Below are 14221 nucleotides of genomic sequence, written 5' to 3' on the forward strand. Positions count from 1 at the left end.
AGCCCGTCCTTACCCGAGCAGCCCGCTCAGCGGCAGCCGCCGGAACTCGATGGTCTCGTACGGTCCCGCGTCGCCGGTCTCGTAGAGGATGCCGACCCGGGAGTGGCCGAGCTGGACGAGGTCCGAGTAGGCGGCCCGCCGCATGGACAGCGTGACCGCCTTGTCGAAGTCCGCGCCGGCGGTCGTGCTGCGCCAGACGGCCATGGAACTGCGGACCGTGGGGACGGAGGGGCCCGAGAAGAGGAGCGGGGCGAAACGGCCGGTGAGCTGGAGGACGCTGCCCTGGACGACAGGCACGTCGTTCAGGTCGGGCTGGACGGCGAAGGGGCGGTCCAGGGTCTCGGCGCCGTCGCTGGAGTAGGAGTCGAGGCGGTTGCCGGTGCTCGTGCCGTTCTGGTCGCGCGAGGTGAAGTAGAGCCTGCCGTCGGGCAGTTCGGCCACCGAGCTCTCGTTGGCGTTGTCGATGCCGTCGTACGAGTCGTCGACGAAGCCCAGCCGCCAGGTGCGCCCGCCGTCGTCGCTGTAGAGCGCGTGCGCCCCGTAGTACCTGGCCTCCTGGCCGGTGTCCGTGGACCCGGCGGGCGGGGCGGCGGAATGGTTGGCGGGCACGACCAGGCGTCCCGCGTGCGGTCCGTGGCGCAGTGCGATCGCGTGGCCGGGCCCGGTGGCGTACCAGCGCCAGCCCGGCAGCTTCGTCTGGTCCGTGATGTCCCGCGGGGCGGTGAAGTGCCGCCCGTCGTCACGGCTCGTCTGGACGAAGACGCGCCGGCTCTGCTGCGCCGTGACCTCGCCGCGCATGATCTGCGCCTCGGTCACCGCACCGCTGTTGTACGAGGTGAGCAGGACGATCCGGCCGGTCCTGGGGTCCACCACCGGCGCCGGGTTGCCGCGGGTGTCGCCGTTCCCGGAGGCGACGACCCGCATCGGGCTCCAGGTGCAGCCGCCGTCGAAGGAGCGCCTGAGGACGACGTCGATGTTGCCGGTGTCGCCCGCGCCGCTGTGCCGCCCCTCGGCGAAGGCGAGCAGGGTGCCGGCTCTGGTCGTGACGGTGGCCGGGATGCGGTAGGTGTCGTAGCCGTCCTGGCCCGCGGTGTACGGGACGGAGGAGGCGCAGTCCCCGGCTCCACGGGGCGCGGCCGAGGCGGGGTGGCCGGTGGCGGCGAGGGCGGTGAGGAGTCCGGCGGTGGCGGCGAACGCGACCATGCGGCTCATGCTGGTCATGACACTCCCTGGACTACGTCGACTGCATCGGGCATGGAACGACGTGGGACGTGGGATGTCCCGGTGAACCTAATGTGCCCAGGGGGCCTCGGCAATACCCGTGCTTTCAGGGCATGCTGATGGGACATCAGTTCGCTCCGGCCGGGCTTTCGGCTGCCGCGGGGCCGGGCGGTCCGGGCTTTCGGCCGTCTCCCGGGTCGGCGCGAGGCGGGCTTTCGGCCGCCTTCGGGGCAGGCGCGAGGCGGGCCCTCCACCGCTGCTTTCGGGCGCCGCCGGGTCAGGCGCGGCCCATGTCTCCGGGGGTCACCAGGCCCGACTCGTACGCCACGATGACGAGCTGGGTCCGGTCGCGGGCGCCCAGCTTGCCCATGATGCGGCTGACGTGGGTCTTCGCGGTGAGCGGGCTGAGCCCCAACGCCGCCGCGATCTCGGTGTTGTTGAGGCCGCGTGCGACGAGGGTGAGCACCTCGCGCTCGCGATCGGAGAGCCCTTCGGGGCCGCCCGCCGCGAGCGCCGGGACGGAGGGGGCGCGCAGGAAGCGGGCGACCAGGCGGGCGGTGGGACCCGGCGAGAGCAGCGCGTCCCCGGCGGCCACGGTGCGGATCGCGTCGAGGAGGTCGGCGGGCCGGGTGTCCTTCACCAGGAAGCCGGAGGCGCCCGCGCGCAGCGCCTCCACGATGTGCTCGTCGGTGTCGTACGTGGTGAGCACGAGCACCCTGACCCCGGCGAGGTCCTCGTCGGCCGCGATGAGCCGGGTGGCCTCGATGCCGTCCAGGTCGGGCATGCGGATGTCCATCACGACCAGGTCGGCGCGCGCGGCGCGGGCCAGCTCGACGGCCTCCCGGCCGGTGGCCGCCTGCCCGACGACCTCCATGTCCCGGGCCGACTCGACGAGCATGGCGAAGGCGGCCCGTACGAGATTCTGGTCGTCGGCGAGGACCACACGGATGGTCATCGGATTCCGCCTTCGCCCGGCTCGGCCGCGTGCCCGGGACCGGCCCCGGACGCGTGACGGTCGTCCCGTACGGCCCGTGCGCCACGTACGGACGAAGGCTCCGGTCCCCGGTCGGGCACCGCTCGACGTCCGGGGTCGGGTCGCTGGTCCGGGACCGCCGGACGGCCGGGGACGGAATCGGGTCGCCGGCCGGGCACCGCTCGACCGTCGAGGTCGGGTCGCTGGTCCGGCACCGCCGGGCGGCCGAGGTCGGGTCGTTGGTCCGATACCGCCGGGCGGCCGGAATCGGGTTGCTGGTCCGGTACCGCCGGGCGCAGGGGCAGGACGGCCAGTACCGCGAATCCGCCCTCCTGTCGTGTCCCGGTCTCCACGGTGCCGCCCACGCTGCGGGCCCGCTCCCGCATCCCCACCAGACCGAAGCCGGGCGGACCGCCCGCGTCCCCGATGCCGTCGTCGGTGACCCGCACGCGCAGCGCCCAGCCGTCCGTGTCCAGCTCCACGCGGACGCTCGCCTCCGGGCCCGCGTGCCGTACCGCGTTGGTGAGGGCCTCCTGGACGATGCGATAGGCGGCGGCGCCGACGGCGGTGGGAACGCCCTCGGCCCCCACCACGGACGACGCCTCCACCCGTGTGCCCGCCGAACGGGCCGCCGCCACCAGATCGGGCACGGCGTCGAGGCCGGGCAGCGGGCCCCGGCCGTCGCCGCCGCCGTGCTCGGTGTCGCGCAGCACCTCCAGCGTGCTCCGCAGTTCGCCGCGCGCGGTCCGGCAGGTCTCGGAGATGTCGTCCAGGGCCTTGGCGACGGCCGTACGGTCCAGACGGTCGGGGTCGGCGGCCAGGACGTGCGCGGCGACGGAGGTCTGCACGCCGATCAGGGTGATGCTGTGGGCGAGCAGGTCGTGCAGGTCCCGGGCGATGCGCAGCCGTTCCTCGGCGACCCGTCGGCGGGCCTCCTCCTCGCGGGTGCGCTCGGCGCGCTCCGCGCGTTCGACGACCGAGGCGAAGTACTGCCCGTGCACCCGGACGTACACGCCGAGCACGATGAACGCGACGATCCAGCCGGTGATGCGCAGCGCCTGGGTGCCCTCGGCGGCACCCTGCCCGAACTTGACCGTGAGCATGATGCCGATGACCCCGCTGCCGACGACCAGGGAGCGCAGCGGGCTCCCGGTGACGGCGACGGTGAACAGCGCGGTCATCGAGACGAGCAGCGGCGCGCTGTGGTCGAAGTCGAGTGCGTGGTACGGGGCCACGCAGGCGACGAGCCCGAGGAACGCGGCGAGCGGGGCACGCCGCCGGAAGACCATCGGGAGGTGGGCGGCGACCAGCAGGCTCCAGCCGAGCGCGTCCGGCCGCCGGCCGTCCGCGTGCAGGAGGAGCGCCACGGTGACGTCGAGGAGCAGCAGCGCGCCCGCGAGCAGCGCGTCCTGGCGCACGACCCGCGCCGGGTCGGTGGCGCTCGGGTGTCCGAAGCCGGTGAGGTGCAGCATGCCTTTGACGTCCACCGCTTCATCTTCCGTGAGGGGGCGCCCCCGCGGGAGGCGGGGGCGCCCGTTGTCCGTCGTCCGGAGGGTGCGGGTCAGCCGACGGGGACGGGGTCCTGTCGTCCGGCCTTCTCGGGGTCGGGCTCGCGGGAGAGGGCGCCCGGCCACCACACCTTGCGTCCCAGGGCCACGCTCGCGCTGGTGACCAGGTACGTGCGGACGAGGAAGGTGTCGAGCAGCACCCCGACGGAGATGACGAAGCCGAGCTCGACGAGCTGGAGGAGCCCCATGTTCGTGAGCACCGCGAAGGTGGCCGCGAGGACGAGGCCGGCCGAGGCGATCACGCCCCCCGTGGTGCGCAGCGCGGTGAGCGCGGCGGCCGCCGGTTCGGCGCCGGAGAGGGACTCCTCCCGCATGCGGTGCATGAGGAAGATGCCGTAGTCGACGCCGAGGGCGACCAGGAACACGAAGGACAGCAGGCCGAGGCCGGGATCGGTGCCCTCGAACCCGAACAGCGGGCCGAAGACGAGGCCGCCGATGCCGAGGGCCGCGCCCCACACCGCGATGACGGCGGCGACGAGCAGCAGCGGCGCGACGAGGGAGCGCAGCAGCAGGATCAGGATCAGCAGCACCGAGACGAGCACGATCGGGACGACGACGAGCCGGTCGCGGGCGTTCGTGTCCTGGAGGTCGAGCTGCTGGGCGCTCGGGCCGCCGACGTACGATCCGCCGAGGTCGGCCCGCAGGGCCTTGATGGTGGCGGTCTCGGCCGCCGACTGCGGGGCGCCGCGGGCGATGACGGAGATCTCGGTCCAGCCTCCGCCGCTGCGTCCGCGTTCGGCGCTCGCGACGCCGCTGTGCCCGCGTGCGGCGGACAGCGTGGCGTCCGCTCGTCCGGTGGGGGTGATCACGGTGATCGGCTGGGTGCCCCGCCCGGGGTAGGCGCGGGCGAGTGTCTCCATCGCGGTGACCGAGTCGGGCCGGTGGACGAAGGAGTCCTCCTGCTTGAGCGCGCCGGGCAGATTCAGGGTGCCGAGGGCGAGGGCCCCGAGCAGGGCGGCTCCGCTCGCCAGGACGACGAGTGGCCGGCGGCCGGCCGAGGAGCCCATCGCGGCGAACAGGCTCCGCCGTTGCCGGGGCTCGCTGCCGTAGGCGGGGACGAGCGGCCAGAACACCCGGCGGCCGAGCAGGACGAGCACGGCGGGCAGCAGGGTCAGCATGGCGAGGAGGGCGCACAGCACCCCGACCGTGCCGGTCGGGCCCATGCCCCGGCTGCTGTTGAGGTCGGCGGCGAGCAGACAGAACAGTCCGGCCGCGACGGTCCCGGAGGAGGCGAGCACGGCGGGCCCGCAGCCGCGCAGGGCCTCCTTCATGGCGTCGTAGGGCCGCTCGACGCGCCGCAGTTCCTCCCGGTAGCGGGAGATGATCAGCAGGGCGTAGTCGGTTCCGGCGCCGAAGACGAGGATCGTCATCACGCCCGAGCTCTGTCCGGAGACGACCGTGCCGAACGCCTGGTTCAGGCCGTAGGCGACGCCCATCGACAGATAGTCCGCGACGCCGGCGACGGCGAGCGGGACGAGCCACAGCAGCGGGCTGCGGTAGATGAGGATGAGCAGGACGGCGACGACGGCGACGGTGGTGTAGAGCAGCGGCCCGCCGAGCGAGTTGTAGACCTCGCCCGCGTCGGTGGCCAGGGCGCCGGGTCCGCCGACGACGACGCTCATGCCGTCCGTGTCGCGGGCCACGTCGCGGACGTCGTTCACGAACGCGTCGCGCTTCTTCTCGTCGGTGCCGGGGGCGTTGCTCGCGAGGGGGTACATCAGGGTGCTGCCGTCGGAGGACGGCATGGCCCTGGGGGTGCCGGTGAGCGGGTTCGCCCGGGTGATCGCGGCGACCTGGCGGGCCGCGGTGTCCCGGTCGGCCGGCCGGAGTCCCCCGTCGCGGTGGTAGACGAGCACCAGCTCGGTGGTCTCGCCGCCGGGCAGCCGGTCCTCGATCTTCGCGGCCCGTGTGGAGTCGGCGCTCGACGGCAGATAGTCGACGGCGCGGTCGTGCTGCACGTCCGACAGCTTGGCCGCGAACGGGCCGACGACGGCCAGCAGCCCGATCCACAGCGCGAGCACCGCCCACGGCACGGCCCTCCGCCGCGACGGCGTACTTGTCTCTCCGGCCCCCATGGACAGGGCCTCCCTCCGGTCCGGATGTCTGGTTGTCGTGTTCCAGACTTCCGGCCCGTGGACCGCCTTTCGTCGCCCCGGGGACCGACCCGGCCCCTACTGCGCCGGGTGTGCCGGGGCTCTCGTTACTCCCTGGGGAGTAGTGCGGCGGAGGGCTTCGGGGGCGCTACGACGGAGTGCGGGCCGTGGCCAGGAGGCGGGTCACGTCGTCGGAGCAGATCGTCAGGGCCGCGCCGACGGTGGCGAGGGCGTCGCGTTCGGCGGGGGTGTAGGGGCCGTCGGCGAGGGCGATGCGGGCGCCCTGGAGGAGGATCGCCTCGCGGCCCGTCGCGGCGAGGTGCGGGGCCAGCGGGTCCAGGGCCTCGTGGAGCTCAATGGCCAGGCTCGCTCCGCAGGGCTCGCCGAAGAAGCGGCCCGTGTCGGCGGCGAGGGCCTCGACGAGGGCGCTGAGCTGGTCCTCGGTGCAGTCGTCGAAGCCGGCCGAGCGGACGGTCGCGGCGGCGGTCTCCAGGGAGGAGCGGGCGCAGCCGCCGCCCGCCGCGAGGACCGCGAGGGCGACGGTGTGGACGGCGTCGCGGAGCATCGCGGAGAAGCGGGTGGTGGTGGGGTGGTCGAGGACGTCGGCGCCGTAGTGGTGGCCGCAGGCCGCGCATTCGACGACGGGTCCCGTCTCGCCGCGCGGGAGCACGGGAACACCCAGAAGGGTGAAGCGGCGTCGCCCGGTGAGCCGCTGGTAGTTGCGGTCGCCGCCGCAGCCGGGGCAGAAGAACTCCCCGTCGCCGACGGTGCTCCACGCCGTACGGGTGCCCAGGATGCGGGGAACCTGAACTGCACGACCGTTTCGTCCCCATCCTGGCAGCACGTCGCACACCTCCGTAACGCCACGGCAACATCGCCGCGCTGGCGTGATGTTAGCCACATTGTTGAGGTGTAGTCAGTACCTGGGACGAGACCTGCTCGTGACCTGCACACGAATTGGCCGGGACACGACTCGGCCCCGCCCGCCTCGAAAGGCGGACGGGGCCGGAAAGAACCAGGTGAACGAGGTCAGCGGGCCGCTCGGTTGACGGCGGAGACGACGGCCTTCAGCGAAGCGCGTGTCGTGTTCGCATCGATGCCGATTCCCCACAGGACCTTGTCGCCGATGGCGCACTCGATGTACGACGCGGCCTGCGCGGAGGCGCCCTCGCTCATCGTGTGCTCCTGGTAGTCCAGCAGGCGCACGTCGACGCCGATGGACTGCAGGGCGTCGAAGAAGGCGGAGATCGGGCCGTTGCCGGTGCCGCTCAGGACGGTGTCGGTGCCGTCGACCGTGGCCTCGACGGTCAGGGTGTCGACGCCGTCCTTGTCCGTGGTGGACTGGCCGGTCCTGACCTGGATACGGCCCCACGCGTTGTCGGGGTTGGGCAGGTACTCGTCCTGGAAGGTCGCCCAGATGTCCTTCGGCGTGACCTCGCCGCCCTCGGCGTCGGTCTTCGCCTGGATGATCTTCGAGAACTCGATCTGCATCCGGCGCGGCAGGTCCAGCTTGTGGTCGTTCTTCAGGACGTACGCGATACCGCCCTTGCCCGACTGCGAGTTGACCCGGATGACGGCCTCGTAGGAGCGGCCGACGTCCTTGGGGTCGATGGGCAGGTACGGGACGGCCCACTCGATGTCGTCGACGGTGACGCCCTTCGCGGCCGCCTCGGCCTCCATGGCGTCGAAACCCTTCTTGATGGCGTCCTGGTGGGAGCCGGAGAAGGACGTGTAGACCAGGTCGCCCACGTACGGGTGGCGCGCGTGGACCTCCATCTGGTTGCAGTACTCCCACGTACGACGGATCTCGTCGATGTCGGAGAAGTCGATCTGCGGGTCGACGCCCTGGGAGAACAGGTTCATGCCCAGGGTGACCAGGTCGACGTTGCCGGTGCGCTCGCCCTGCCCGAACAGGCAGCCCTCGACGCGGTCGGCGCCGGCCATCAGCGCCAGTTCGGCGGCGGCGACGGCGGTGCCGCGGTCGTTGTGCGGGTGGATCGACAGGCACACGTACTCACGGCGGGACAGGTGACGGCCCATCCACTCGAAGCGGTCCGCGTGCGTGGAGGGGGTCGAACGCTCCACCGTGGCGGGCAGGTTGAGGATGATCTCGCGGCCCGGACCGGGCTGCCAGACGTCCATGACCGCCTCGCAGACCTCCAGCGCGAAGTCCAGCTCGGTGTCGGTGAAGATCTCGGGGCTGTACTGGTAGCCGAACTCGGTCTCGGGGCCCAGCAGTTTCTCCGCGTACTCGACGACCAGACGCGTGCCGTCGACGGCGATCTGCTTGATGTCGTCCTTGGAGCCGCGGAAGACGACGCGGCGGAAGACCGGCGCGGTGGCGTTGTACAGGTGCACGTTGGCGCGCTTGGCGCCCTTCAGCGACTCGACGGTCCGCTCGATCAGGTCCTCGCGGGCCTGCGTCAGTACGGAGATCGTCACGTCGTCCGGGATCGCGGTCTCGTCCTCGATGATCGAGCGGACGAAGTCGAAGTCCGTCTGGCCCGACGCCGGGAAGCCGACCTCGATCTCCTTGTAGCCCATCTTGACCAGCAGGTCGAACATCTCACGCTTGCGCGCGGGCGACATGGGGTCGATCAGGGCCTGGTTGCCGTCACGCAGGTCCGTGGAGAGCCAGCGGGGGGCGACGGTGATCCGGTTGTTCGGCCAGTCGCGGTCCGGGATGTCGACCTGGTCGTACTGGCCGTACTTGTGGACCGGCATCGACGTGGGACGCTGGCGGTTGGCGCGGGTCTGCTCGCTGCTGTGGCTGTTCGCCATGATGCGTGGGCTCCTCAGGATGTCCGAAAGGACGGCCGACGGCGCAACGCCAGACTCCGCGGGGAGGGGGTCGGCCTCGACTACAGGCCCTCGCCGCGGCAGCTAAGAAGAAGCAGCCCGAAACGCATGATGCTCCGCAGCCTAGCGGAGCCCCGCTCCGTGCGGAGGGCTGTATCAGTATGCGGGATCGGGCGCGGCAAACGGGACAAAAAGTGCGCCATACCACTTCACGCCGGAATCCCCGGCTCCTTATCCGCGCATTTCACCAATCATGGTTGCACGTAGTGACATAGAGATCACTCAGTGCAAGGGTGCCGGGCATGACGACCAACGGGGGCCACGAGCCCGTCCACTGCACCATCGTTCCGCCCCACGTCCTCGACAAGCTCGCCCAGCACGAGGACCCCGCGCTCTCCGGTCCCGCGCGCCAGACCCTGGAGCGCGACGCGTACGAGCGCACCCACCGCCGGCTGACCACCGTGATCGGCGCGCCCGCCGTCGCCGCCCCCGCGGGGGCGGACGACCGCGCGCCGCACCGCACGATCTACGACGCCCGCCACCGCCAGGACCTCCCCGGCAAGAGGGTCCGCGGCGAGGGCGACAAGCCCGGCAGGGACGCCACCGTCAACCGCGCGTACGCCGGCCTCGGCGCCACCTTCGACCTGTACCTGAACGCCTTCGAGCGCACCTCGATCAACGGCGAGGGCCTGCCGCTCGACGCCACCGTGCACTTCGACAAGGACTACAACAACGCCTTCTGGAACGGCGAGCAGATGGTGTTCGGCGACGGCGACGGCGAGATCTTCCTCGACTTCACCCTCCCGGTCGACGTCATCGGCCACGAGCTGACCCACGGCGTCACCCAGTACACGGCGAACCTCGCCTACTTCGGCCAGTCGGGCGCCCTGAACGAGTCCATGTCGGACGTCTTCGGATCGCTGATCAAGCAGTACACGCTCGGCCAGACCGCCGGCGAGGCCGACTGGCTGATCGGCGCCGGGCTGCTCGCCCCGCGGGTCACCGGCACCGCCCTGCGCTCCATGAAGGCACCGGGCACCGCGTACGACGACGACGTGCTCGGCAAGGACCCGCAGCCCGGGACGATGGACGGCTACGTCCACACCAGCCGGGACAACGGCGGCGTCCACATCAACTCGGGCATCCCCAACCACGCCTTCTACCTCGTCGCCCAGGCCCTCGGCGGCCACGCGTGGGAGCGGGCCGGACAGATCTGGTACGACGTGCTGACCGGCGGGGAGCTGTCGCAGCAGGCCGACTTCTCGGACTTCGCGCGGCTCACGCTCGCCGCGGCCCGGACCCGGTACGACGAGGGCGAGGAACTGCAGGCCGTGTCGAAGGCCTGGGAGCAGGTCGGGGTTCCCTCCGCCTAGCGGGATCCGCCGCCGGATCCCGGGTATCCGACCCGTAGCCCGGAGGCACCCGCCTCCGGTGCACGACTCGTACCGGACAGGACCCCATGCGTATCGAAGTGCGGCGTACGGGCGGGTTCGCGGGCATCGAGCGCCGTGCCGAGGTGGACACCTCGGCACGGCCCGACGCCCCCGAGTGGCGCGCCCTGGCCGAACGGGTGCTCGCCGCCGGACAGGACACGCCGCCGGCCGGCATCCCGGACGGATTCCACTACGAGATCACCGTGGACGGCAGGACCGTCCACGCCGCCGACCCGAAGCTCACGGAGGACCAGCGCGAACTGATCTCCCGGGTTTTGAAGGAGGGAGCCTGAAGCAGGCGCCCGGGTCGGGGAGCCTGAAGCGGGTGCCCGGGATCGGGGAGCCTGAAGGAGCGCCCGAGGCAGGACGCCGGGAGGAGCGGGCCCGACGGGGCATGCCCGGCCGCGGGTTGGCGCCGACCCGTTGACTTCCGTTACCGCGGGTACAGATGATCGCGCATGGCGACCAACCCCCTCCCCCAGTTCCCGTCCGGCTTCCTCTGGGGCGTGTCCACCTCGGCCCATCAGATCGAGGGGGCCGTGGACGAGCGCGCCCCCTCGGTGTGGGACGCCTTCACCGCCGGGCCCGGTCACATCAAGGACGGCTCCACGGCGGCGGTGGCCTGCGACCACGTCCACCGCTACCCCGAGGACGTGGCGCTGCTGGCCGGCCTCGGCGTGGACGCGTACCGCTTCTCCGTCTCCTGGCCCCGGGTGAACTCCCCCGGCGGCCTCGACTTCTACGACCGCCTGGTCGACGCCCTGTGCGCGGCCGGCGTACGGCCCGTACCGACCCTCTTCCACTGGGACCTGCCGGCGGAGCTGGACTGGGCGGACCGGGACACCGCCGAGCGGTTCGCCGCGTACGCCTCGGCCGTCGCGGAGCGCCTCGGCGACCGCGTCAAGAAGTGGATCACCCTCAACGAGCCCGCCGAGCACACCCTGCTGGGGCACGCCCTGGGCGCGCACGCCCCCGGCAAGCGGCTCATGTTCGACGCGCTGCCGGTGGCCCACCACCAGCTCCTCGCCCACGGTCTGGCCGTACGGGCGCTGCGCGCGGCCGGGGCCGGCGACATCGGGATCGCCAACTCGCACGGCCCGACCTGGGCGGCCTCGGACCGTACCGAGGACGTGGAGGCGGCCGACTTCTACGACCTCCTGCTCAACCGGCTCTTCGCCGACCCCGTCCTGCTGGGCCGCTACCCCGACGGCATCGGCGCGTTGATGCCCGGTGACGTCGAGTCGGACCTGAAGATCATCGGAGAGCCGGTCGACTGGTACGGGATCAACTACTACCAGCCGACCAAGGTGGGCGCCCCCGAGGGCGCGGAGATCGAGTTCGGCGGACTCACCCTGCCCGCCGAACTGCCGTTCACCGTCAAGGAACTGGACGGGTACCCGGTCACCGACTTCGGCTGGCCGGTGGTGCCCGAGGCGCTCACCGAGCTGCTCACCGGCTTCCGCGAGCGCTACGGCGACCGCCTCCCGCCCGTCGTCATCACGGAGAACGGCTGCAGTTACGAGGGCATCGACGACCAGGAGCGGATCACCTTCCTGGACGGCCATATACGGGCGCTGCACGGGGCGTTGGAGCAGGGCGTCGACGTACGCGGCTATTTCGTCTGGTCGTTGATGGACAACTTCGAGTGGGCGGAGGGGTACGAGCGCCGCTTCGGACTCGTGCACGTCGACTACGACACCCTGGAACGGACCCCGAAGGCCTCGTACGCCTGGCTGCGGGACGCCCTGCGGGCACAGAGATGACCGCGGCCGACCGGGTCGCTCCCCTGTCCGCCCTCGCCGAGCCCGTCGAACGGGTCGGCCGGGGCTGGACGTCCGCGCTCTCGCTCGCCAACGGGGCGATCTGGGTGGGCTGGTACGGCCCGCTCCAGATCCTCCTCGCCTCCCAGGCGGAGGACTTCGCGCCCGGCACCGGCATGTCCAAGGAGACGATGCTGGCCTGGGTGACGGGTGCGGGCGCGGTGGTCTCGCTGATCGCCAACCCGCTCTTCGGCGCGCTGTCCGACCGGACGACCGCGCGGTGGGGCCGCCGGACGCCGTGGATCGTGGCGGGGGCGGCCGGCGGCGCGCTGTCCCTGCTGCTCCTCGCGGGCGCGGGCGGCATCTGGACGATGGCGGCGGGCTGGTGTCTGGTCCAGCTCACCCTGAACGCCGCGTTCGCGGCGGTCACGGCGGCCGTCCCGGACCGGGTGCCGCGGCTCCAGCGCGGCAGCGTGGGCGGCTGGCTGGGCGCGGCGCAGATCCTCGGCGTGGTCGGCGGCACCGGGCTCGCGACCGTGGCCGGGGGCACCGGCGGCGGATACGCGGCGTGCGCGGTGTTCACGCTGGTGGGCGTCCTGCCGTACGTCCTGCGCCACAAGGACCTGCGGCTGCCCGAGTCGGCCCGGCCGCCCTGGTCGGGGCGGGAGTTCCTCGCGTCCTTCCGGCTGAGTCCACGCGAGCACCCCGACCTGGCGTGGGCCTGGCTGACCCGCTTCCTGATCAACCTCAGCAACGCCCTCGTGCTGTTGTACCTGCTCTACTACCTGCGCGACCGGCTGCGCCTGGACGACCCCGAGCAGGGCGTCCTCGTCCTCACCGCCGTGAACGGGATCACGCTGCTGGCCACGGTCGTGGTGGGCGGGGTGTGGTCGGACCGGCTGGGGCGCCGCAAGCCGTTCGTGATCTGGTCCGGCGTGCTGATGGCGGTGGCCACGGCGGCCCTGGCCGGCTGGCAGACCTGGCCCGGCGCGATCGCCGCCGCGGCCGTCCTCGGCGTCGGGTTCGGCGTCTTCACCTCGGTCGACTTCGCCCTGATGACCGATGTGCTGCCCAAGGCCCTCGACCGCGGCAAGGACCTCGGCGTCATCAACATCGCCAACGCCCTTCCACAGGTCGCGGCCCCGGTCCTGGCCGCCCCGATCGTGACCTATCTGGGCGGCTACCGGGTCCTGTACCTGGTCGCGGCGGTGATCGGCCTCGCGGGCGCGGTGCTGGTGGTACGGATCAAGGGGGTGGACTGAACCGACGGCCCTCCCTCCGGCGGACCGAACGGCCCTCCCCCCTGCGGGCGTCGACGGCCCTCCCCCGGCGGGCGCCGACGGCCCTCGCCGGGCGGGTGCCGGGAACGGGCCGCCGGGCGGGTCACAGGGCGCCGGCGTCGCGGGCCGTCCACAGGGACGGGTACACCGGGCGGTATCCCAGGTCATGGCGGATGCGGTCGGTGGACACGATGCCGTTCCAGGGGTCGGGGTCGGTGCGCTCGTACAGGGCGGGCGGCACCTCGACGCCGTTGATCCGGTGCAGGTCGACGGTGGTGACGGGGGCGTCGTCGGCGATGTTGTAGATCGGGGTGGCGCCCACGGCGGGGGCGTGGAGCAGCCGGAGCAGGCCCTGGGCGACGTCCGCGTGGTGGACCATCTGCAGCCGCTGCGTGGCGGCCCACTGCCCGGCCCACCGCAACGAGGCGGCCAGGTGCGGGTCGCCCTCCCCGTACACGAAGGGGAGGCGGCCGATCCGTACCTCCATGTCCGTGTCCAGGGCGAGCAGCCCGCGCTCGGCCTCGGCCTTGGAGGCCGGGTAGGCACCCCACATCTCGCCGCCGGGCACGCTCGGGTCGTCCTCGGTGAGCGGGCGGCCCCGGCCGGTCCCGTAGACCAGGTTGGTGCTGACCTGCACGAACCTGCGCACCCCCGCGGAGGCGGCGGCGCGGCCCAGCTCCAGCGCGGCGTCGCGGTTGACCGCCCAGGCCTCGTCGTCCGGAACGCCGCGGAAGGAGGCCGCGATGTTCACCACCGCGTCCACGCCTACCAGGGCCTTGTCCAGCGTCGCCGGGTCGCGCAGGTCCCCGACGGCGATCTCCGGCCCGAGGCCGGTCGGGCCGGTGAGCCCGGACAGGGCCGTCGCCCGGGACTCGTCGCGCACCAGGATCCTCACCCGGTCCCCGGCGGGTGCCGCTCGCAGCAGACGGGGGACGAAACGGCGTCCGACCTCGCCGGTGGTTCCGGTCACCAGTGTCAGCATGATGTGTTCCTCTCGTCGGCCTCCACCGTCCCCCCGTGCCGGACGGGGCGGGAGAGACCTCTTGATCCAGGGACCGGCGGTCCCTGGATAAGACCGGAGGCCTGCGTCACCC

The 14221-nt window shown here is 72.5% G+C and carries 10 protein-coding genes and 1 pseudogene; 4 read left to right on the forward strand and 7 right to left on the reverse strand.

The features are described 5' to 3' along the window. Positions 1 to 9: 9 nt before the first annotated feature. The 6 genes and pseudogenes from ACFRIC_RS10200 to leuA form a co-directional block, all read right to left on the reverse strand. Positions 10 to 1221 carry an exo-alpha-sialidase gene (locus ACFRIC_RS10200; protein ID WP_382782294.1) on the reverse strand — a complete coding sequence of 404 codons (1212 nt, stop codon included), beginning with the start codon at positions 1219 to 1221 and terminating at the stop codon, positions 10 to 12. A 277-nt stretch (positions 1222 to 1498) separates the two neighbouring features. Beyond that, complete coding sequence (locus tag ACFRIC_RS10205) at positions 1499 to 2176, reverse strand: response regulator (protein WP_382782297.1); 678 nt, start codon at positions 2174 to 2176, stop codon at positions 1499 to 1501. Between the two features lie 314 nt (positions 2177 to 2490). Continuing rightward, positions 2491 to 3666, reverse strand: a pseudogene (locus ACFRIC_RS10210) (sensor histidine kinase); the annotation flags it as partial. 89 nt (positions 3667 to 3755) lie between these two features. After that, the gene (locus ACFRIC_RS10215) at positions 3756 to 5837 is read right to left on the reverse strand and encodes an MMPL family transporter (protein WP_382782300.1); all 2082 of its coding nucleotides are present in this window, start codon (positions 5835 to 5837) and stop codon (positions 3756 to 3758) included. Between the two features lie 166 nt (positions 5838 to 6003). After that, positions 6004 to 6699 carry a TerB family tellurite resistance protein gene (locus ACFRIC_RS10220; protein ID WP_382782303.1) on the reverse strand — a complete coding sequence of 232 codons (696 nt, stop codon included), beginning with the start codon at positions 6697 to 6699 and terminating at the stop codon, positions 6004 to 6006. 185 nt (positions 6700 to 6884) lie between these two features. Beyond that, a complete protein-coding gene (gene leuA, locus ACFRIC_RS10225; protein ID WP_382782306.1) occupies positions 6885 to 8636 on the reverse strand; it encodes a 2-isopropylmalate synthase in 1752 nt (583 codons plus the stop codon). A gap of 320 nt (positions 8637 to 8956) precedes the next feature. On the opposite strand from leuA, the gene ACFRIC_RS10230 reads away from it, so the two are divergent. The 4 genes from ACFRIC_RS10230 (at position 8957) to ACFRIC_RS10245 (ending at position 13109) form a co-directional block, all read left to right on the forward strand. Beyond that, positions 8957 to 10027 carry a M4 family metallopeptidase gene (locus ACFRIC_RS10230; protein ID WP_382782309.1) on the forward strand — a complete coding sequence of 357 codons (1071 nt, stop codon included), beginning with the start codon at positions 8957 to 8959 and terminating at the stop codon, positions 10025 to 10027. Positions 10028 to 10113: 86 nt separating this feature from the next. Then, positions 10114 to 10380, forward strand: coding sequence for a protealysin inhibitor emfourin (locus ACFRIC_RS10235; RefSeq protein WP_382782311.1), 267 nt, complete (start codon positions 10114 to 10116; stop codon positions 10378 to 10380). 165 nt (positions 10381 to 10545) lie between these two features. Beyond that, positions 10546 to 11850 (forward strand): GH1 family beta-glucosidase, encoded by a 1305-nt coding sequence (locus ACFRIC_RS10240; protein ID WP_382782314.1) that lies wholly within the window; start codon positions 10546 to 10548, stop codon positions 11848 to 11850. Beyond that, positions 11847 to 13109: an MFS transporter gene (locus tag ACFRIC_RS10245; protein WP_382782317.1), complete on the forward strand. Its 1263-nt coding sequence runs from the start codon at positions 11847 to 11849 to the stop codon at positions 13107 to 13109. The genes ACFRIC_RS10240 and ACFRIC_RS10245 overlap by 4 nt, the downstream gene beginning before the upstream one ends. 121 nt (positions 13110 to 13230) lie before the next feature. Here the strand turns inward: ACFRIC_RS10245 and ACFRIC_RS10250 are convergent, their stop codons facing one another. Continuing rightward, a complete protein-coding gene (locus ACFRIC_RS10250) occupies positions 13231 to 14109 on the reverse strand; it encodes an NAD-dependent epimerase/dehydratase family protein (RefSeq protein ID WP_382782320.1) in 879 nt (292 codons plus the stop codon). Positions 14110 to 14221 lie beyond the last annotated feature (112 nt).

This window comes from Streptomyces sp. NPDC056738 (assembly GCF_042790435.1).
Classification (GTDB): domain Bacteria; phylum Actinomycetota; class Actinomycetes; order Streptomycetales; family Streptomycetaceae; genus Streptomyces.

Coding starts and splice junctions, on each gene's coding strand:
- ACFRIC_RS10200 (WP_382782294.1), bottom strand. CDS start 1,221: ATGACCAGCATGAGCCGCATGGTCGCGTTCGCCGCCACCGCCGGACTC.
- ACFRIC_RS10205 (WP_382782297.1), bottom strand. CDS start 2,176: ATGACCATCCGTGTGGTCCTCGCCGACGACCAGAATCTCGTACGGGCC.
- ACFRIC_RS10215 (WP_382782300.1), bottom strand. CDS start 5,837: ATGGGGGCCGGAGAGACAAGTACGCCGTCGCGGCGGAGGGCCGTGCCG.
- leuA (WP_382782306.1), bottom strand. CDS start 8,636: ATGGCGAACAGCCACAGCAGCGAGCAGACCCGCGCCAACCGCCAGCGT.
- ACFRIC_RS10230 (WP_382782309.1), top strand. CDS start 8,957: ATGACGACCAACGGGGGCCACGAGCCCGTCCACTGCACCATCGTTCCG.
- ACFRIC_RS10235 (WP_382782311.1), top strand. CDS start 10,114: ATGCGTATCGAAGTGCGGCGTACGGGCGGGTTCGCGGGCATCGAGCGC.
- ACFRIC_RS10240 (WP_382782314.1), top strand. CDS start 10,546: ATGGCGACCAACCCCCTCCCCCAGTTCCCGTCCGGCTTCCTCTGGGGC.
- ACFRIC_RS10245 (WP_382782317.1), top strand. CDS start 11,847: ATGACCGCGGCCGACCGGGTCGCTCCCCTGTCCGCCCTCGCCGAGCCC.
- ACFRIC_RS10250 (WP_382782320.1), bottom strand. CDS start 14,109: ATGCTGACACTGGTGACCGGAACCACCGGCGAGGTCGGACGCCGTTTC.